The sequence below is a fragment of the Rickettsia sp. Tenjiku01 genome (assembly GCF_001653015.1).
Lineage (GTDB): Bacteria > Pseudomonadota > Alphaproteobacteria > Rickettsiales > Rickettsiaceae > Rickettsia > Rickettsia rickettsii.
Map to the genome: position 1 here is coordinate 1 of NZ_BCMR01000007.1, position 16872 is coordinate 16872.

The following is a 16872-nucleotide window of genomic DNA, read 5'->3' on the forward strand; positions in this document are numbered from 1 at the left end:
AAAAGTCTTCAAGCACAGATGTATCAATATTACGTTCCTATTCAATTGATGACATAAGCAGTGTACCTAGTGATGCAGAATCAAATCTATCCCGTTCACCTTCGGTTAGTGGCTTAGAGGATTTAAACAATTCTAATGTTATGCAATTAGGGGAATTAAAATCTAAACATGAAAAAATAGCCAATGATTATAATAAGGAATTGGAGTTAGATACTTTAAATAAAGAAAAGATTTGGTTAGAAGGGAAGATAAAGCATCTAGATACTGAATCTAAACCTAAGGTAACTGAGAGTAAGCCGGTATTTTCATGTTCATCTTCAGTTGGTAGCATAAACAGCTTCTCTAATGATGATGATTTGAGTAGTCGTGATGTTGTAATTCCGGTAGATACTCTAAATATAAAAATTGATAAAGATTATGTAGATACCTATATAAGAGTATTAAGCAATAAAATACAAAAAATAGAAGAATTGTCTGGCTCAAGTTCTAGAAGTGAGGAACTTAATCATATTAAAGAAGCAATGGCTTATATAAGTAATCGTATACAGGATGTAGAGGAATTAGATGAAAAAATGCTTTTAGCAATAAATGCACAATTACAAGAACATGATGAAAAAATTTCTTCGTTACTTCGCGAAGAAGCTACAGATATTCTTGCTCAGTTATTGTTACAAGAAATGTTAGTGTCGGATGGTAAATCAGAATCTACCTTACCTGCAGGAGATGAAGAACAAGAAGACACAGAAGTAAGTAGACAATTATCTTCATTACCTGCACTTGCATCAAGTAATGAGAGTGCATTAGCATTAAGTGACGATAGAGAAAAGGAATGTTTAGCATTAGGCGATGGTAGCGAAGATGAAGAAAGTTATGATTCAGGGGTTGAAGAGGAAGAAGAAACAATAGGGCAATTATCTGATTCCGATGAGGGTAATCTTAAAATAACGGAAGTTGATACGGTTATTCCTCTTGAACAGGAAGCAAAAAAAGAAATGCAAACACAAATTTCAGAAAACGCTCCTACTTTGAATCAAGCGAAAGTTGTTAATACTATTGTAAATAATATGATTCGTAACAGATTAGATGCATCTATGAATGTGTCTAATAATATGGTAGCAGTGGGAGCCGGTGATGAAGAAGAGTCTCATATAAAAAGAGGTTTGTGGATGCGTGGTATGTACGGCACTAATAATCATGGACGCGTTGAGAATATGACCGGTTATAGAGGTACTAACAAAGGTGCTACTATCGGGTTCGATGCTGAAATCGACAATAATATCGTAGGTATAGCTTATAGTAATGTTCATTCAGTATTTAAATTTAAAAATAGTAAAAATAATGATAAAGAACTTATTAATAGTCATGTGGTTTCTATTTACGGACAAAAAGAATTACCGAAGAATTTTGCACTACAAGCTTTAGTATCTGCTTCTAAAAACTTTATTAAAGATAAAACAACTTATTCATATGGTGATACTAAAATTAGAAGTAATGTAAAACATCGTAATCATAGTTATAATGCGGAAGCATTACTGCATTATAATTATCTTTTGCAGAACAAGCTCGTTATTACCCCGAATATCGGCTTAAGATACGGGAAGTCACGAGACGGGGTATATAATGAAATCGGTGTTAACGTACAAGAAATAGCTCTTACAATGAAAGAGAATAATATATTGTCTGGAATTGTCGGTACTAAAGTCACAGTACCTTTAAAAGATACTCTAAAATTTAATAATTTAGGTCTAACATTCCAAGGAGCGGCAGAACATAATTTTAAAGAGAAAACCCAAAGAATAAATAGAGTTGTTAAAATATTTGATAATACATTCAAACATAATTATCTAATACCGAAGCAACCGAAAACATCCTATAATTTAGGAACGGGTATTATAGGCAGTATCAAAAATACTACTATTTCGTTGGATTATAATTATTATCTAAATAAACATTATAGAAGTCATCAAGGTAGTGTTAAGCTTAAGGTAAACCTATAATTTTTATACTTGCAATATTTGCAAAGGTGTTATATAAAACTTCTAACTTAATGTCATGCCGTGGTCATACACGGTATGACTAACTATGTTGCTTACTTTAAAATTAAGGCCCCTTCGTCTAGCGGTTAGGACACCACCCTTTCACGGTGGGAACACGGGTTCGAGTCCCGTAGGGGTCACCATTCTATATTTTCCTATAATATAAGATCTTAAATAATCTAATTTTAAATTCAGAATTCTCAAACTATAAGTGACTATCAAACAATTATAGTGTGTCTAGAAAAGTATGCCCCTTCATTTGTTCATTTAGATTTTAGCAATCTACATTTAACGCTTCCGCAGCTAGAGGAAATAGCTGCTAAAATCCAAAATAATAATTTTATCGGTAATGTAAGCTAGGGCAAGATGCCTAATGCTTCTAGTGAGCTTGTACAAAAGATTGAGTAAAATTATCTTAAATAATCAAAACTATAAAGCACCACCCTACCGACTTTGTCCATGGGTTATTTAGTTTACATGCTTATATGGATTCTACGGAAAATGATATTGTAGAGTTTGCTGTAGAAAAAGAAAATAATGAAAAGGTCAAAACCCGAAATGAACAATTAAAAGACTGGAGCCTGAAATAGGTAGATATTACGCAGTAGCATATGTAAATGAAAAAGTAAAACAAATGGTACTTACCTATCGAGGTACTACATTTGAAAAATTAGATTTGCTCAAAACTAATTCACCGTTTAAAGCTCATTTTAAAAGTATTTTAGGTGGACACGATAGTGGCACAGCAAGCGGCTGCATATGAAGCTACAAAGGAGATTACCAAATATGCTGAAGAGAATAATTATAATTTATCTTTCACAGGTCATTCTTTAGGTGTATGGCTCGCAGAGCTTAGTTTATATTTTGCTCATAGAGATTTTCATTATCCAAAAGCAAAGGCAATCACATTCGATAGCCCGGGTTTAGTTACAGAAAATCTTTAGCCGCAGATGTATAGCCATGAAACTACCTTTGACGTAAAAATTTTAAATATAACAACTTATTTATCAGCTCCAAATTTTGTAAATGTCTGTAATCCGCATATTAATAAAGCACTTGATATTTCTTACCTTTAGCAAGCAATCTAATATATAAAAATGCTACTGCAACGACATTGGGAAGCTTCTTAGAGGTAATCGATCAGCTTATAAGGTAATATTGCAACCGGACAATTTTTAGAGGTTTATAAGCATTTAGAAAATAATGCCGCACAAGGTTGTCCATCAAAAGAGATCATAACCTCTGAGGGGACATTTGAACTTTCTTACAAAGGTCATTATCGTATAAAAGAAGTAAATTTGTCTGTAGATATAGCAAATACAAATAATAAGGGCAGTAGTGATTGGTATCTAGCACAGTTGAGCAAATTGAGTATAGATAAAAAAGAAATACCAAATTTAATAAAACAACAGTTAAAAGTAATAAAAGAACTATATGAACCTCAATATGGCAAATATTATATCTTTACAAACTTACCTAAAGTTAAAGTAGATGACTTAAGAGAGCAAATTTTAAGGTTAATTGAAGTAAGTTTATCAACTTATAATTTGATTGTCTATAATGAAATATTACAACAAATAGAAGAAACTTTAAACGAAAAACGATTTGTAACAATTAGTGCTTTCGCTGGAGCCGGTAAAACCACTCTAGCTATAAAATATGGAGATAGACAAACACAAGCGAAAAAGAAAATAGTACGTTTTATTAACGCAGATTCTGCAGACAAAGTCCTTGAAGCATATAGACAACAACTTGCTAAAGAATTTACTATTTACGTAATAGATGAAAAGGAAGAAAACATAATAAGATTAGTCCATGAGAGGATTGCTAATTTAAATTCAGCTATATTATTTATTTTTGATAATGTTGAAGATCATAAAGATATAGAGCCTTATCTTAACAGTATAATTAATATACTTAATGATAAGGCACAAGTGATAATTACTACTAAAAATAATAATTTAAGTGATGATATAGAAAATATTATATTAGTAGAGTCTTTTAGTAAAAGAGAAGCGATATTATATTTAAAGAAATCTCTAAAAAATAGATAAAACAAGAAAGATATTGATAAATTAGTAGAAGACTTTGGTAGTAACGATGCTGCATCACCTTATAGGCTATCTAAAGCAGTAGCATATTTAAAAGCAAAATAAATTACTTATAAGTAATTTATTACATTAATTACTTTAAAAATAGCAAAGATGATTATATAGAAACCGTTTTATTACTACAATTATTAGAAAAATCACCTTTAGCTTGGCAGATATTTTACAATATTCTGCAGATTTAGACCCTGAGTTTATCAGTATAGAGATTTTCGAAGAATTATTTTTAATAGATAAAGAAAAGCTACAAGAACCTATAAAAAGGTTAGAAGCATTATCGATAATGAATCTAATATACCAAAATAGACAAGCCGGCTTACAATTACATAGATTAATGCAATTTATAACAAAGCAATATATAAATAAAATAAAGAACATGAGATAGATGAAAGAGAGATTTATACAAGACTAGCAGAAATCTTAGATGATTTATTTCCAATATTAACAGATGTTCCAAGTGAAGACTGGGAAAATTCTAAAATATTTTATCCCCATGTAGTAAAAATATTAAATGATGATATTGAAATGGATAAATGTAGAAAGGCAAATTTATATCAAAAAATGGGTTATTATAATGAATATATATTATGTAAATTTGAAGAATCGTTAAAATATTATAAGAAAGCTTTAAAAATCGATCAAGAATTAGTTCATCCTTCTTTTATTGCTAGCTCTCTTAATAATATCGGAGTGATTTATAAAAATTAGATAATACATACGAAGCTATATAAACAATCTTATTTAATGTACGTCAAACTTTAGGTTTAGGTCACTACAAGGCTAAAAACTTATCTCAAAAAAATTGCACCAGAATTTATAAAAAATAATGAAACTAGGGAGTTTATATTATAAAGAGGCGATTTTGAGGAAGTTACATTAGAAATTAAACAAAAAATACAAAAGAATATTTTAAATAAAATATATATTAATGCTGCTAAAGATAAGTGGAATAGTAAGTTCTCAATCTTAGGAAATTGGGGGTGCAAGGCTATTTAGGTGATAGATATTTATAGCAAAACAACTAGGAGTTTTATCTGAACTTAAAAATATAGAAATAGCTAAAATGTTATGTTTTGAAGCGATGTGCTTAGGAGCGATTAACAGCTCTAGCAAAAACTTCACTTGTGTAAAAGAATTTGTTAGAGCCTATCCTGAATTAACAAATAAGATAACAAACGAACATCCTGAATATTTTATTGATGGCTCAATATTACGGGTATGTGTTAATGATGAAGCAATTTTAAATAAATTGCTAGCTAGTGGTTAGTGTGGCTATGTAGCTTTACCCTCATCCTGAGGAAAATCAGATTTATCCATTAAATTTTTAGCAATGTTGCTTTCTGAAAGCTTAACTGATTGAAAATATTCGGATACAAGTTTTATCACTTCATCACAAAATTCATCTTGTAGCTTTTTACTTGCGGTTAATTTTTGGTTTTGCATTAACTGTATAGCATCAGATTTTTTATGCTCTAAAAATTCTTCAATTTCTTTAGTTTTGTCTTGAATGATTTTCTTGGTAACTTCATTACTTTCTTCTATCATTTGAGAGCGTAAAGTTTCTAATTTCTTTATTTGTGCGTTGGTGTGTTTAAAGAGCAAAGCAGCATCTTCTTTTAACTTTTCAGCTTGTAGAACTTTTTCTTGGACTTCTAAAATCTTAGCATCTAAAGAATTTAAAATGGCTTTTTTTGCCGGTCTATAAACTAAATATAAAAAAATTACAAAACTCATGGCAAGCCAGAAGCTCTCATCTAGGAAATTCATTATTTTACTTTTATATTTTGTAGTAAATTCATATCTGCTTTAGTGCCAGCTATTTTTTCAATAATATTAACGGCAAGCTTTATGATTGCTGCGTTTTTATTAGTTCTAAATTGCTTAGCAGCTAAATTTATATCTTCAATGTTTTGATTTATAGCGTTTTTTAAATCTTGCTCTAGATTCTTTTTTTTAATTAAAAATTCTGATTCTATAGAGTCTATTTTTTCTTTTTTTAGTCTATCTATTTCAGCATTTGTTTTGTCTATTTCCTCGTTATAATATTTATTTAGCTTTTCTACTTCTATGGTCAATGTATTGGCTTGTGTAATATTATCTTGAATATTTGTCTGTCTATTATTAAAAATTTTTTCAGCTTTTGGAGTTATAAATTTATAAACAAAGATATACAATAAGCCGAAAGTAACGATAAGCCAAAAAATTTGTGAATAATAGTTAGCAATATCAAATTGAGGCATCTTATTTAAAAATGAATTTTAAGAAAAAATAAGTAACATAGCAATTACAAAGGAAAAAAGTCCCATTGCTTCAGCAAGACCTGCACCGATCAGAGCCATTCTTTGTAAGTTTTCTGTAGCCGAAGGGTTTCGTGCTATTGAACTAAGTAGAGAGCTAAATATATTACTAACGCCTAAAGCTGCACCGTACATGCCGATAGCCATAAGTCCTGTACCAATAAATTTTAAAGAAACCATGTCCATAAAAAAACTCACTTTTAATTAATCAAAAAATTTTATCTAATTATCTGTATAATAGGCTTTTTGCACAACGAAGCTAATAAAGAGGAATTTGCAGGAAACACGAAGCACAGAACTGCAGAGTACAAAAAAGTACTTGAGGATTCAAGCATCGGATTCAAATTACCTTTAGAAGTAAGTTGTGCAAAAAGCCTAGTGTAAATTAATAGCATCATTAAGATACATACAAGATAAAATAGTAAAAATATAAGCTTGAAGTATTGCAACAAAAATTTCAAACCCAATTAGTATCACCATAATAGGGATTGGCAGAAATTTCAAGTAAATGATTAATGACACGGTAAAACCGGCTATTACTTTTAATAAAACATGTCCTGCCATCATATTAGCGGCAAGTCGCAATGATAAACTAACCGGTCTTGCTAAATATGTAAATAGTTCAATTACTATCATCAACGGTGCTAACCATAAAGGAGTACCGTGCGGTAAAAAAAGGGTTAAAAAACGTAAGCCGTGTTTTACAAAACCGACTATAGTTACCATTAAAAATACTAGAATTGCCAAGGTAAAAGTAACGATAATATGACTAGTAGCAGTAAAGCTATAAGGTGTCATACCAAGTAAATTACAGAATAAAATGAAAATAAATAAACTAAAAACTAACGGAATAAATTTACGTCCTTTTACTCCTATATTCTGATTTAACATATCAGCTACAAGATTATAAACTATTTCAGCACTCACTTGTAATCTAGAAGGTACTAATTTCCGGTTATAAAAAGCTAAGTAAAAATAAATTAGAGCTAAGATGCTAGCAAGTAACATATAGATACTCGAATTAGTAAAGCTGACGTCAAAACCGAACATTTTGATGTCTATTAATTTTTTGATATCAAATTGTGCTAAAGGGCTATGAGTCATTTCCTTACTTTTTATCATTTACTTTTTGCCTTATAATGTTAAAGCCGGCAATCATTCCTATTATTGTAAATATAATAAGAAATAAAGGTTTAGAATTAAAAAATTTATCCATAAATATTCCAATTACGACACCTACCATTGTACCTGAAACTAAATCTACAGCGATAGTGAAGGGGCTAATTTCTTGCCGAATTTTAGGATTAGAAAACTTAGGAGTTTTTAAGTCTTTAATTCTTGCTTTGATATCTTTTAGTTTTTCCGTATTCATTAGTTTATCTCCGTCACTGCGAGAAGACGCCATAGGCGTCAACGAAGCAATCTCAGGATATTTAACGAGATTGCCGCACAGTCTACGACTGCTCGCAATGACGATCTAAATTACAAGCTCATTTCATTTTTTGCTTTTTCTTTCTGCTCCTCTAAAGCTTTATCAACTGCTGTGGAAATAGTATCTATGCTATAACTTCCTGTTTGTACTCCGTTAACGAAGAAAGAAGGAGTACCTATAAATTGGGGTGCTTTTGCTACAAAATTGGTATTAGCAATTAGTATTGCAGTAATTTTATCATTATTTAAACATTGTTTATATTCTTCCGGAGAAATACCGCCAAGTTGTCCTATATCAGTTAATAATTCTCTGTATTTATTGCTATATGCCCACTTATCTTGTTGTATTAATATGATATTATGAAGTTGTGTAAAACTATTTGTATCCCCCTTGCAGCGGGCTAAAATTGCAGCATCTAAATCTTGTTTAGTAGCAATAAATTCACGAACCACATATGCAATTTTGTTAGTATCAATATATTTTTTCTTAAGTTCCGGAAAAATTGTTTTATGATAATAAGCACAATGCGGACAGGTAGGAGAAAAATACTCGATTACTATAACATTTGATTTTTTGTTACCAAGAACCATATCATTATCATCAACTTTAAAAGTGACTTTAACAGGTTTTATTGCAGGATTTTTTTGTTCTTGTGAAGCCGGCGTTGATACTTCATCAGTCTGATTATTATCATTAGCAGGAACTATTGATTTAGCCGTATTTTCAGAATTTACGGCTTCCTGATTCGTTTCTTTAGAAGTTTCGTTATTTTGAGTTTCGTGCTCTATTATTTGTTTTTCCTCATGGTTCTTATCTTGTGCTTTTTTTTCTGAACAGCTACTCAAAAATAATAAAAATATTAGTATAATAAAAATACTTCGCATATTTATTCCTTTAACTTATTAATATTATCTACAATAAGATCGTATCAATTTTATTTCAATAAAAATCTCTACTTTATAATAAAAGCAAAATGTGCTATGCTATAGAAAATATATAGTCTAACATTAAGTTCTTAGGCACTAAAACCACTACGGAGGAATTAATAATGGCAAATACAACACAATCCGAACAAAAATCTGAGTTTAAAATAGGGCAGAGAATTGTCTATCCTGCACATGGAGTTGGTGAAATAACAAATATAGAATATCATACTATTGCAGGTACTGAAATTAAAGTATATGTAATTTCCTTTTCGCAGGATAAAATGACATTAAAAGTGCCTGTTAGTAGAGCTGCGGTTGTTGGTCTTAGAGCGGTTGCAAGCAGAAAAGATTTAGATGTCATATATTCAACTCTTCAAGGTAAACCAAAACAAGGAAATAGAATGTGGAGTAGAAGAGCCCAAGAATATGAAGGCAAAATTAACTCAGGTAATATTGTAGCTATAGCCGAAGTATTACGGGACTTACATAAAAATGTTGATAATGATCGTTCTTACAGTGAAAGAACACTCTACGAATCAGCTTTAAATAGACTTGCAGGCGAGCTTGCTATCCTTGAAAACATTCACCCAACCGAAGCAATTAATAAGTTAGTTGAAGTATTGCGTGAAAAATTAGTAGCATAGTTATACTCGTTCAACTTGAAAAATTGACTGTGTCGTTTTTGTAAGACCTCGGATGCTCACGTATTAAGTATACGCTCTGCTCCTCGGTTTGCAGGCTCCTTGCTCTTTTCTAAGTTGAGCTTTGTATAGCTACTCTTTTCATTTACTCGGATTATATTTTTATGGATTGGCTGTAGTCTACGACTACGCGCAATAACGCAAAAGCTGATCCATGCAATAAAGCAGACTTGATCACGAACATTTTAATTACTCTACTAACAGATAATTTATCCGGAATTTCTCAAGGGATGTATTAACTACATAGTCAACAAATTCTTTTAATAATTTTGGATCTGTTACTTCCTGTCCTTTATCGTCACGAGCAGTTAAAAGTTTTGCATTAATTTTTTCAAGAACGCCTTTCTTAATATCATCAATATTATGAGTACCGTCTAACATTTCTAAAATATATTTTTCATGTATCGGTATACCTACCATATCGTTAAGTCTATTAGTGACGCTAAACACGCTAGTTACATTATTAAAATATGCTTGTTTTGCTTGGTATCTTGCAAATTCGCTAGTTTTAGGTTTTTCGGTGATAGTTGCTATAGCATGAGGTTTTGTTTCAAATATTTTGAGATAACCTTGAAAAATGAATATGATAAAATGCTGTTCTAATGCTGCTAAGAAATCTTGTAATTGATATTTACCAAGCTTTTTAAAAGCTTCTTTTGCTACTTGTTCTAAGCTTATCGGATTGCTAATATTTTCGGCATATACATATAAAATAGCTTTCATGATCGGCGAAGTGGTTGAAATAAAAGGCTCAGGTAAATTTTCGTAATAGAAGCTAACATTTTCCTGTTCGTTAGTTAAATCAACAGCTTTTTCTAGAATTACCGGTCTAATATTAAGGCTAGTAAAAAACTCTTTTAAATTATTAAATTCAATTTTTCTGTTTATAGGTATGTTTTGATGACATAATAATGTCGAGCGGAACTTTCTATTAGTGATAAAATCCATATATTGCTCAGTACGAACAATATCATTAACGGCTTGTAGCTTTTCTGCTGCCTGAGTAGGTAAATTACCGATAAACATTGCAGTGAGCGACGTATCACCTAAGTAATTTAGATGATTTTTTTGAGCTTTTTCTATGAATTGGTGAAAATATATACCTGTATTAATTTCGCCTAAATATTCATGTAATACATATGAGTCCGTATATGTAGATAATAAGTTTGTTTCATCTCGTAAGAAATTAGAATAAGGCGTTGTGGAGCTTTCTAATGAGTCATTGATGAACTTTAAAAGTAATTTAGCTTGCTGTAATTTATCATGGCTAGTATTAAATAGCTCTGAATGGAACATAATCATTTCACGTATTGTTCTCTGCATATTCCAGCCCGGGAGCGTATTATAGCTTACAAAAGCTATGCCGTTCGGATTTAGCAGTTTATTACAGACTTTGAGTATTTTATCTTGTACTTCTTCAGGTACCCATGAATATACGCCGTGACAAACTATGTAATCAAACTTACCGTATGACTCATCAAGGTCCAATATAGATAATGCCTTTAGTTCGGCATTTTTTATTTTCAAATCACTGATAATTTTTTTACCTAATTCTATTTGTGTTTTGGATAAGTCAACACCTAGAGATTGTGATTTAGGATATGTTTCAGCAAAGTTAAGCAGATTAACACCGATTCCACAACCGAGTTCAAGTATTTTAGCAGTTTCAAGAGGTGGAGGGTTTAGCCCGAATAGCTTGCCGATAGTTCTTAAATAAGGTGGGGAGGTATAACTGAAAGTAAATGGAGAATAAGGTACTTCATCATAGGATATTTTATTAGCTTGTTTTGTCATAGTATTTACATAAATTAAAAATCAATTTTAAGCAGTTTCAAAAGATTAAGCAATATATTTATATACAAAAAACGTTAAATTTAACTAATGCTCATATACTATGTAAGTGAAGTGTAATTTTATTTTATGAAAAATAATAATAGTTATTTTGGTTTTTTAAGAGGTGCGATAAAAATCAAGAAGGATGAAATTTTTCTTGTGAATCTGATTGGGATAGTGCTCCATTGTATGGATCAGAAAATACTCTTGATGTCATTCCCGCTTTTAGCGGGCGTTGTTACATGGTGCGAGAAAAGTGTTCAATGTTATTCCTGCGAAAGCAGGAATCCAGACAAAAAGTATTAAATACAGCAAATTTTTGAAATTAAAAGCTCGCTTTATGCTGGGATTCCTGCTTTCGCAGGAATGACATTATTAAACAAACTATAACTTAATCAATTGTGCTTTAGTTGCAAAATTTTCTATTCCCTCTAGATTGGTAGTGGTAACCCATAGTTGCATGTTTAAGCCGGTAAAAAATTCGATTAAATATTGACGTCTTTTGTCGTCTAAATGCACAAAGACCTCATCTAAAAGTAAAATCGGTGCTATTTTAGTTAGCTTTATAGCATAATTCATTTCAGCAAGGATTATTGCAATTAATATAGCTTTTTGTTCACCGGTAGAACAGAATTTGGCTAAGATATTTTTCTTTTGATGCTTTACTAAAAAGTCACTTTTATGAACTCCAAAACTAGTGCGACCAAGTAGTTTATCTTTGCTTCTTGTTTGATAAAGTTCTGCAGTAATAAAACTAACAATATTTTCTTTGCCGTTTAATATTTTTTGTTCAACAATGCCGTCAATCGATAAATCGGCTTTTGGAAATTCATTTTCAAGGTCATCTATTGCTTGCTGCATAAATTCTAAGGTTTTTAAGCGATTATTAGCAATATGGTTAGAAATATCAGCCATCTTTTCTTCGATAATTTTAAGCCAATTATCATCTCTTATATCTTCTACTAGAATTTTATTTCTCTCATGCATGTAATATTCGTATTTACTAACTAGCTCTGCATGCTTTGGATCAAAATTATAAACTATTCTATCAAGAAATTTTCTTCTATCACTGCTACCGCTTGTAAAGATTCCTTCCATGTGCGGAGTCAGCCATACCATGCTAGTGAATTTACTTAACTCATTATTGGCTATTTTACTTTCGTTATACTCAGTTATCCTTCTATTAGAACTACGTTTAAATTGGGTGGTAAATTCTGCAAGTCCTAGCTTACTTTGCAATAGAGCTTTAACTAGACAATGATCTTCTGAAGTTTTGCATACATTGGCAAGTTTTGCTGATCTCAGCCCTCTTCCTGGATAAAATAGCGATATAGCTTCTAAAATATTAGTTTTACCGCTACCGTTTTCACCTATTAAAATTATTGGTGTATTATCTGTTTTTAGTTCAAGATTTTTAAAATTACGATAATTCTCAAGACTTAAGGAATGTAGGAAGATATTTTTCATTTTATGAAAGAATAATAGTTAAATTACTGATACGTTGCATTTATACCATCTAGAAATTGCCATAGTAGTTTTGCTCCTTGATATGCTGATGTTTGTTCTTTTGAGCTTAAATTATTAATCAAATTTGCACATTCTTGTGTATGCAATTGATCAACTTTACTATGAACAATGAAAAACTGTAAAGTTCTGTAATCTGAATTTCCATAAAAATTTTTTAATCCTTGAATTTTAGAGTCAGATACTTTAGGAGTCTGACGCTCATAAGCATAAAGTACTCCAAGACCTATAGAAAAAGATTCCTATGTTAATTTAATAACCTTGAACAAGTTTTTGAGTTGAGTCTAATTTAGGTTCTGAAGTGCGTTGGTTTCTTAAACATCCAAGTCCTTTAGCAAAACGTTTCCATAGTTCCGGGTGATTTTCTTCACCTTGTTCTTCTTCTATAAGATTACCAAGTAATATTTGTCTAGCTTGTATATTACTACATTTGGAATGTATTGCACTTAATATAACCTGGGAAAGCTGTAACGTGATGATAATATTCTTTTGTGTAAATTTGTAAAGTAGAATGAGTAAGTTTTCCCATATGCCATAATTGAAAAATGGATGATTTAAGAGGTTATATTGCTCAAGATTTTTATATTAAGCTGTTCTAAAAATTTCATCTTACCTCCTCTTAGTAAATTTATAAATCTGATAATTGTTTGTTTTATCTATTATTACAGAATGCAATTCTGCTATAAAGATTAAGAGGCAAAAAAGTATCTCCATCATAATTTTTATTTATTTTTGTAAGTAAAAATTCATCAATAAGATTTTGTTCTAGGAAAAGAGTTGCTATTCCTGCCCCTCCAACCATAAAAATTTTCTTATCAGTAAAAGGTTTTATTACCTGCTAAAAATCATCTAAGGATTTAATAAAAAATATATTATTATAAGATTGTAATGGTGTATTTCTTGAAAAAACAATACAAATACAATTTTTTAAAATCTTTGTAGGTATAGAGTCAAAGGTTTTTCGTCCCATGACTATAATATTATTTTTTACCGTCTGATAAAAATATTCATACTCCTTAGTATTAAGACCAAGGCATCTGACCTTTATTACCTATCACCCCTTGTGGGTCACATGCCATTATACCGATGATTTTTCTATTTTTCATAAGATATAGTTAATCATATGGTCTGCTACAAAAAATCTTTGATGCTCTATAACATTATGCACTTGTAAATAATCAACTACGTTTTCCATTAAATATTTTGATATTGCTATTATTTCTAAGTCTCTTTCCGATGCTTTGGAATTATAAAAAGCGGAAATATAAGATTTTCGTGAGTGTCCTAACAATATCTCACATCCTAGATTTTTAAATTCTTTAATATATTGTAATATATAAATTTTGATAAACGGATTTTCCAAAACCAATTCCAGGATCAAGAATGATATTTTTTCTATCAAATCCACATTTTTCTAATTTTGTTATTTCTTGCTCTGTCCATATATTTAAGCTAGCAAGCGGAGATTTATCGAAATCAAGACATTTTTGTTTTTGTGGTGGAACGGTTAATGAATGCATAGTAATAATTTTACAATTATAATCGGCAATTAATCGTAATGTATAATCATCTAGATTATTTTTAACCAAGTTGATACAGGAAATAGGGTATTTTTTTAAAACACGTTTAATTACTTCAGGAGTAAAACTATCAATACTGACTATAACTCTTTTTCCTTTATAACTTCCTTAAGCTCTTCAAGAACATTATTAAGCCTTGTATATTCTTCATCTTCATTAATAATTAAAGCAGAAGGACGTGTTGATTGTGATCCAAGCTCAATTATTGTAGCCCCTTCATTTATCAAGCGTACAAAATTTCTAATGGCATCTTCTTTATGAAAACTCAATCCTCCATCAGAAAAAGAATCAGGAGTAATGTTTAAAATACCGATGAATTGAGGATTTAAAACAAGAGAGCGTATAACTCCTTGATTTTCAATTAAATGTGCTATTTCTGCAAAGGTTTTATTGTTGTAAAAATTATTAATCGGACATGAATAACGACATTCCAAGCTTAAACCTGCAATTAGATGAATAAGAAACGGTCTGTTTAATAATTCAGGATGCGGTATCTTTAAATCAGGTAAATCTATATGGCAATTATGCCAAAGTAGGATATCTCAGTCAATAACTCTTGGAGACCATTTATCGTAAGAGCTTGCGCGACCTAGTTGTTTTTCAATCTTTTTAAGCTCAATTAGAAGTTTACTAGGCGTTAAAGTACTTTTGCCCTGCACACCATATTTAAATATGATTTATCCCAAGCTTTATCTGCATTAGGTTGTAGAATAGCTTGTGTTTCAAAAATAATAGATTGCTTAAGCGATATAAAATTACAACTTTTTAGTGAATTTAGAGCTTTTTTAATATTTAAAAGTTTATTACCTAAATTACTGCCTATAGAAATATAAATCATAGTGTCTCCTTTCCTGAATAAGAAAAAGAAACTCCGCCATGCACTCCTGAAACCGGTGATTTTAATTTAGTAACGGTTACGTTTAGAAAAATCTTTTCTAATTTAGATTCGATAAAATTTTGATAAATAATATCACATATATTTGTGCGGCTAAATACTCGATAAGATTAAATTGATTTTCTTGAGAAAGTTTTTGTACTAGCCGTACGATTTTTGCATAACAAACAGTATCGTTTATATTATCCGTTACAGTAGCAAGGGGAGGAGTTGAGAGAAAGAGTTTTATGTTAATTTTACAGGTTGAGCGCGGTGTTTTTCTTGAGTACTGCTGCAGCCAAGATGTACCCAAGTTATTAGTTCCGCAATATTAAGTTTACATGAATAATTTAAGTTGAAAGTTTGATACCTATCATAATATGAATGTTAGTTTAGTATAAGCTCTTTATAAAAAGATACAATAGTTAAATTGATATACCGCCACTTTTTTTAAAGCCGACATGGGCTTTTTCAAGTTTTTTAATAAGTCTAGGTGAATATGATTTAATTTCTTGTTCCTTGCCGCCTTCATATTTTTTAGCGAGTTTCATGCCTCCTTTGATCATATTATAGGCGAAGTTCATTAGCTTCGTTTCGCCTGCTATTCTTTTTGGGTTCATAAACATATAAATTTGGTAAACGGCAAAGCTTTTTAATAAACGTTTTAAGTTTATTCTAGCTTGTTTGGTTAAACCTTGTAATTTGTCTTTTGGGTTTGTAAGGTTTTTATTAGCATCTCTAACTATTTTAGAATGCTGATGCATTAAATAATTACTGACTTCGGCAACATTCTTGTTAATGAGCTTCTCATCCATTTTAAGCATTTTAAGCTTTAAGTTTTTAGTTTTACCTAAATACTTACGGATTAATAAGATAATCCGACTTTGCAGTTGAGTTAAATCCATAGTTTGTTCATTTAAGATAGAAAGCATTCGTTCCATCTCATACTCAAATTCTTCATTTTGGCTTAATTCTTCAAAAATTTCCTCTACCTCTTTACTTTCAAGTACAAGATCGTCACTAATACCCATTAATGCATCTTTTATTTGATCAGCAATTTTTTTGGTATCTTCGGAAAATTGATTATTTGTCATAATCTAATTCATCGTTAAATATAGCTATTTTTATACTAGCACCACATTTCTGCTTGTCTATAAAAATTGTATTAAGAGATATTAAATTTTTCTCATTGAGGCTAACTCTGAGGAACTATAACAAGCACCTAACATATTGCTAGAATCTTCATTATTATCATAATATGGAATGAAGAATTAAGGTGTAAATCATCGAACTTAAGTAAAGGTTCTTTAAAGTATGAATCATGTGACCGGCTTGTCGTAATAAATTTTTCTGCTAAATTTTTATATTTTTCAGTTTTTTGTATAAATTTAAGTTGACTACACGGTGAAGAAATTATTGATGTTAACTCTTTAGACAAATCATATAATATTCCATAAGGTTTAGGTCTTCCTTGTTCTTCTATGAGAGCTTTCGTATTAAGACAAAATACTTTTAGTGAATCTTGCAGACTTTTTTCTGATATATCTAGATTATATTGGTT

At 30.5% G+C, this 16872-nt stretch carries 21 protein-coding genes, 1 tRNA gene and 4 pseudogenes; 10 read left to right on the forward strand and 16 right to left on the reverse strand.

The window, feature by feature from the left end; genetic code table 11:
• The 8 genes from TENJIKU01_RS02355 to TENJIKU01_RS02385 all read left to right on the forward strand — a co-directional run.
• Nucleotides 1-1997, forward strand: a 1997-nt coding sequence (locus TENJIKU01_RS02355; RefSeq protein WP_153019853.1) for an autotransporter outer membrane beta-barrel domain-containing protein, incomplete at its 5' end; no start/stop codon positions are given.
• A gap of 107 nt (nucleotides 1998-2104) precedes the next feature.
• Nucleotides 2105-2179: transfer RNA gene (locus tag TENJIKU01_RS02360), tRNA-Glu, on the forward strand.
• A 491-nt stretch (nucleotides 2180-2670) separates the two neighbouring features.
• Nucleotides 2671-2799: a hypothetical protein gene (locus TENJIKU01_RS10150; RefSeq protein ID WP_255374175.1), complete on the forward strand. Its 129-nt coding sequence runs from the start codon at nucleotides 2671-2673 to the stop codon at nucleotides 2797-2799.
• The gene (locus TENJIKU01_RS02365; RefSeq protein WP_227779865.1) at nucleotides 2774-2980 is read left to right on the forward strand and encodes a lipase family protein; all 207 of its coding nucleotides are present in this window, start codon (nucleotides 2774-2776) and stop codon (nucleotides 2978-2980) included. The genes TENJIKU01_RS10150 and TENJIKU01_RS02365 overlap by 26 nt, the downstream gene beginning before the upstream one ends.
• Before the next feature lie 354 nt (nucleotides 2981-3334).
• A complete protein-coding gene (locus TENJIKU01_RS02370; RefSeq protein ID WP_227779867.1) occupies nucleotides 3335-4090 on the forward strand; it encodes an ATP-binding protein in 756 nt (251 codons plus the stop codon).
• A 205-nt stretch (nucleotides 4091-4295) separates the two neighbouring features.
• A complete protein-coding gene (locus tag TENJIKU01_RS02375) occupies nucleotides 4296-4529 on the forward strand; it encodes a hypothetical protein (RefSeq protein ID WP_064429071.1) in 234 nt (77 codons plus the stop codon).
• Between the two features lie 140 nt (nucleotides 4530-4669).
• On the forward strand, nucleotides 4670-4852 hold the full coding sequence (locus TENJIKU01_RS02380) for a tetratricopeptide repeat protein (RefSeq protein WP_064429072.1): 183 nt from the start codon (nucleotides 4670-4672) through the stop codon (nucleotides 4850-4852).
• A gap of 355 nt (nucleotides 4853-5207) precedes the next feature.
• A complete protein-coding gene (locus tag TENJIKU01_RS02385) occupies nucleotides 5208-5411 on the forward strand; it encodes a hypothetical protein (protein ID WP_064429073.1) in 204 nt (67 codons plus the stop codon).
• A gap of 5 nt (nucleotides 5412-5416) precedes the next feature.
• Here TENJIKU01_RS02385 and TENJIKU01_RS02390 read toward each other — a convergent pair whose 3' ends face one another.
• The 3 genes from TENJIKU01_RS02390 to TENJIKU01_RS02400 are packed head-to-tail and all read right to left on the reverse strand — an operon-like array spanning nucleotide 5417 to nucleotide 6627.
• Nucleotides 5417-5911 carry a F0F1 ATP synthase subunit B gene (locus TENJIKU01_RS02390; protein WP_064429074.1) on the reverse strand — a complete coding sequence of 165 codons (495 nt, stop codon included), beginning with the start codon at nucleotides 5909-5911 and terminating at the stop codon, nucleotides 5417-5419.
• Nucleotides 5911-6384 (reverse strand): ATP F0F1 synthase subunit B', encoded by a 474-nt coding sequence (locus TENJIKU01_RS02395; protein ID WP_064429075.1) that lies wholly within the window; start codon nucleotides 6382-6384, stop codon nucleotides 5911-5913. Before TENJIKU01_RS02395 ends, TENJIKU01_RS02390 begins: the two co-directional genes overlap by 1 nt.
• An 18-nt stretch (nucleotides 6385-6402) precedes the next feature.
• On the reverse strand, nucleotides 6403-6627 hold the full coding sequence (locus TENJIKU01_RS02400) for a F0F1 ATP synthase subunit C (RefSeq protein WP_010976714.1): 225 nt from the start codon (nucleotides 6625-6627) through the stop codon (nucleotides 6403-6405).
• Between the two features lie 21 nt (nucleotides 6628-6648).
• On the opposite strand from TENJIKU01_RS02400, the pseudogene TENJIKU01_RS07265 reads away from it, so the two are divergent.
• Nucleotides 6649-6822 (forward strand): annotated as a pseudogene (locus tag TENJIKU01_RS07265) (palindromic element RPE1 domain-containing protein); the annotation flags it as partial.
• Here the strand turns inward: TENJIKU01_RS07265 and TENJIKU01_RS02405 are convergent.
• The 3 genes from TENJIKU01_RS02405 to TENJIKU01_RS02415 all read right to left on the reverse strand — a co-directional run bounded on the left by TENJIKU01_RS02405 (nucleotide 6817) and on the right by TENJIKU01_RS02415 (nucleotide 8757).
• On the reverse strand, nucleotides 6817-7545 hold the full coding sequence (locus TENJIKU01_RS02405) for a F0F1 ATP synthase subunit A (RefSeq protein WP_064429092.1): 729 nt from the start codon (nucleotides 7543-7545) through the stop codon (nucleotides 6817-6819). The pseudogene TENJIKU01_RS07265 and the gene TENJIKU01_RS02405 overlap by 6 nt on opposite strands.
• Nucleotides 7546-7549: 4 nt before the next feature.
• Nucleotides 7550-7813 (reverse strand): AtpZ/AtpI family protein, encoded by a 264-nt coding sequence (locus TENJIKU01_RS02410; protein ID WP_064429076.1) that lies wholly within the window; start codon nucleotides 7811-7813, stop codon nucleotides 7550-7552.
• Nucleotides 7814-7923: 110 nt separating this feature from the next.
• Nucleotides 7924-8757 (reverse strand): DsbA family protein, encoded by an 834-nt coding sequence (locus TENJIKU01_RS02415; RefSeq protein WP_064429077.1) that lies wholly within the window; start codon nucleotides 8755-8757, stop codon nucleotides 7924-7926.
• Nucleotides 8758-8921: 164 nt separating this feature from the next.
• Between TENJIKU01_RS02415 and TENJIKU01_RS02420 the strand changes: the two genes are divergently transcribed.
• Entirely contained in the window at nucleotides 8922-9443 is a 522-nt protein-coding gene (locus tag TENJIKU01_RS02420) for a CarD family transcriptional regulator (protein WP_010976718.1), read from the forward strand.
• 246 nt (nucleotides 9444-9689) lie between these two features.
• On the opposite strand, the gene TENJIKU01_RS02425 is transcribed toward TENJIKU01_RS02420, so the two are convergent.
• The 10 genes and pseudogenes from TENJIKU01_RS02425 to TENJIKU01_RS02465 form a co-directional block, all read right to left on the reverse strand.
• The gene (locus tag TENJIKU01_RS02425; RefSeq protein ID WP_064429078.1) at nucleotides 9690-11294 is read right to left on the reverse strand and encodes a methyltransferase regulatory domain-containing protein; all 1605 of its coding nucleotides are present in this window, start codon (nucleotides 11292-11294) and stop codon (nucleotides 9690-9692) included.
• Between the two features lie 423 nt (nucleotides 11295-11717).
• On the reverse strand, nucleotides 11718-12800 hold the full coding sequence (gene recF, locus TENJIKU01_RS02435; RefSeq protein ID WP_064429080.1) for a DNA replication/repair protein RecF: 1083 nt from the start codon (nucleotides 12798-12800) through the stop codon (nucleotides 11718-11720).
• Between the two features lie 23 nt (nucleotides 12801-12823).
• On the reverse strand, nucleotides 12824-13087 hold the full coding sequence (locus TENJIKU01_RS10155) for an iron-containing redox enzyme family protein (RefSeq protein ID WP_255374177.1): 264 nt from the start codon (nucleotides 13085-13087) through the stop codon (nucleotides 12824-12826).
• A gap of 22 nt (nucleotides 13088-13109) precedes the next feature.
• Entirely contained in the window at nucleotides 13110-13388 is a 279-nt protein-coding gene (locus TENJIKU01_RS10575; protein WP_082894479.1) for an iron-containing redox enzyme family protein, read from the reverse strand.
• 78 nt (nucleotides 13389-13466) lie between these two features.
• A pseudogene (locus tag TENJIKU01_RS02440) lies at nucleotides 13467-13963 on the reverse strand (dihydrofolate reductase).
• A pseudogene (locus TENJIKU01_RS10580) lies at nucleotides 13960-14521 on the reverse strand (dihydropteroate synthase). The pseudogenes TENJIKU01_RS02440 and TENJIKU01_RS10580 overlap by 4 nt, the downstream one beginning before the upstream one ends.
• Nucleotides 14518-14871, reverse strand: a complete 354-nt coding sequence (locus TENJIKU01_RS10175) for a dihydropteroate synthase (RefSeq protein WP_172795020.1) — start codon at nucleotides 14869-14871, stop codon at nucleotides 14518-14520. The pseudogene TENJIKU01_RS10580 and the gene TENJIKU01_RS10175 overlap by 4 nt, the downstream one beginning before the upstream one ends.
• 108 nt (nucleotides 14872-14979) lie before the next feature.
• Nucleotides 14980-15275 (reverse strand): annotated as a pseudogene (gene folK, locus TENJIKU01_RS08275) (2-amino-4-hydroxy-6-hydroxymethyldihydropteridine diphosphokinase).
• A gap of 97 nt (nucleotides 15276-15372) precedes the next feature.
• On the reverse strand, nucleotides 15373-15624 hold the full coding sequence (locus TENJIKU01_RS07280; RefSeq protein ID WP_227779869.1) for a dihydroneopterin aldolase: 252 nt from the start codon (nucleotides 15622-15624) through the stop codon (nucleotides 15373-15375).
• Between the two features lie 112 nt (nucleotides 15625-15736).
• Nucleotides 15737-16405: a DUF5394 family protein gene (locus TENJIKU01_RS02465; protein ID WP_014410281.1), complete on the reverse strand. Its 669-nt coding sequence runs from the start codon at nucleotides 16403-16405 to the stop codon at nucleotides 15737-15739.
• Between the last annotated feature and the right edge of the window lie 467 nt (nucleotides 16406-16872).

Bases quoted from the DNA above. Each gene is read 5' to 3' on its own strand.
- TENJIKU01_RS10150 (WP_255374175.1), top strand. From the start codon at position 2,671: ATGGTACTTACCTATCGAGGTACTACATTTGAAAAATTAGATTTGCTC.
- TENJIKU01_RS02380 (WP_064429072.1), top strand. From the start codon at position 4,670: ATGGATAAATGTAGAAAGGCAAATTTATATCAAAAAATGGGTTATTAT.
- TENJIKU01_RS02385 (WP_064429073.1), top strand. From the start codon at position 5,208: ATGTTATGTTTTGAAGCGATGTGCTTAGGAGCGATTAACAGCTCTAGC.
- TENJIKU01_RS02390 (WP_064429074.1), bottom strand. From the start codon at position 5,911: ATGAATTTCCTAGATGAGAGCTTCTGGCTTGCCATGAGTTTTGTAATT.
- TENJIKU01_RS02395 (WP_064429075.1), bottom strand. From the start codon at position 6,384: ATGCCTCAATTTGATATTGCTAACTATTATTCACAAATTTTTTGGCTT.
- TENJIKU01_RS02400 (WP_010976714.1), bottom strand. From the start codon at position 6,627: ATGGACATGGTTTCTTTAAAATTTATTGGTACAGGACTTATGGCTATC.
- TENJIKU01_RS02405 (WP_064429092.1), bottom strand. From the start codon at position 7,545: ATGACTCATAGCCCTTTAGCACAATTTGATATCAAAAAATTAATAGAC.
- TENJIKU01_RS02410 (WP_064429076.1), bottom strand. From the start codon at position 7,813: ATGAATACGGAAAAACTAAAAGATATCAAAGCAAGAATTAAAGACTTA.
- TENJIKU01_RS02415 (WP_064429077.1), bottom strand. From the start codon at position 8,757: ATGCGAAGTATTTTTATTATACTAATATTTTTATTATTTTTGAGTAGC.
- TENJIKU01_RS02420 (WP_010976718.1), top strand. From the start codon at position 8,922: ATGGCAAATACAACACAATCCGAACAAAAATCTGAGTTTAAAATAGGG.
- TENJIKU01_RS02425 (WP_064429078.1), bottom strand. From the start codon at position 11,294: ATGACAAAACAAGCTAATAAAATATCCTATGATGAAGTACCTTATTCT.
- recF (WP_064429080.1), bottom strand. From the start codon at position 12,800: ATGAAAAATATCTTCCTACATTCCTTAAGTCTTGAGAATTATCGTAAT.
- TENJIKU01_RS02465 (WP_014410281.1), bottom strand. From the start codon at position 16,405: ATGACAAATAATCAATTTTCCGAAGATACCAAAAAAATTGCTGATCAA.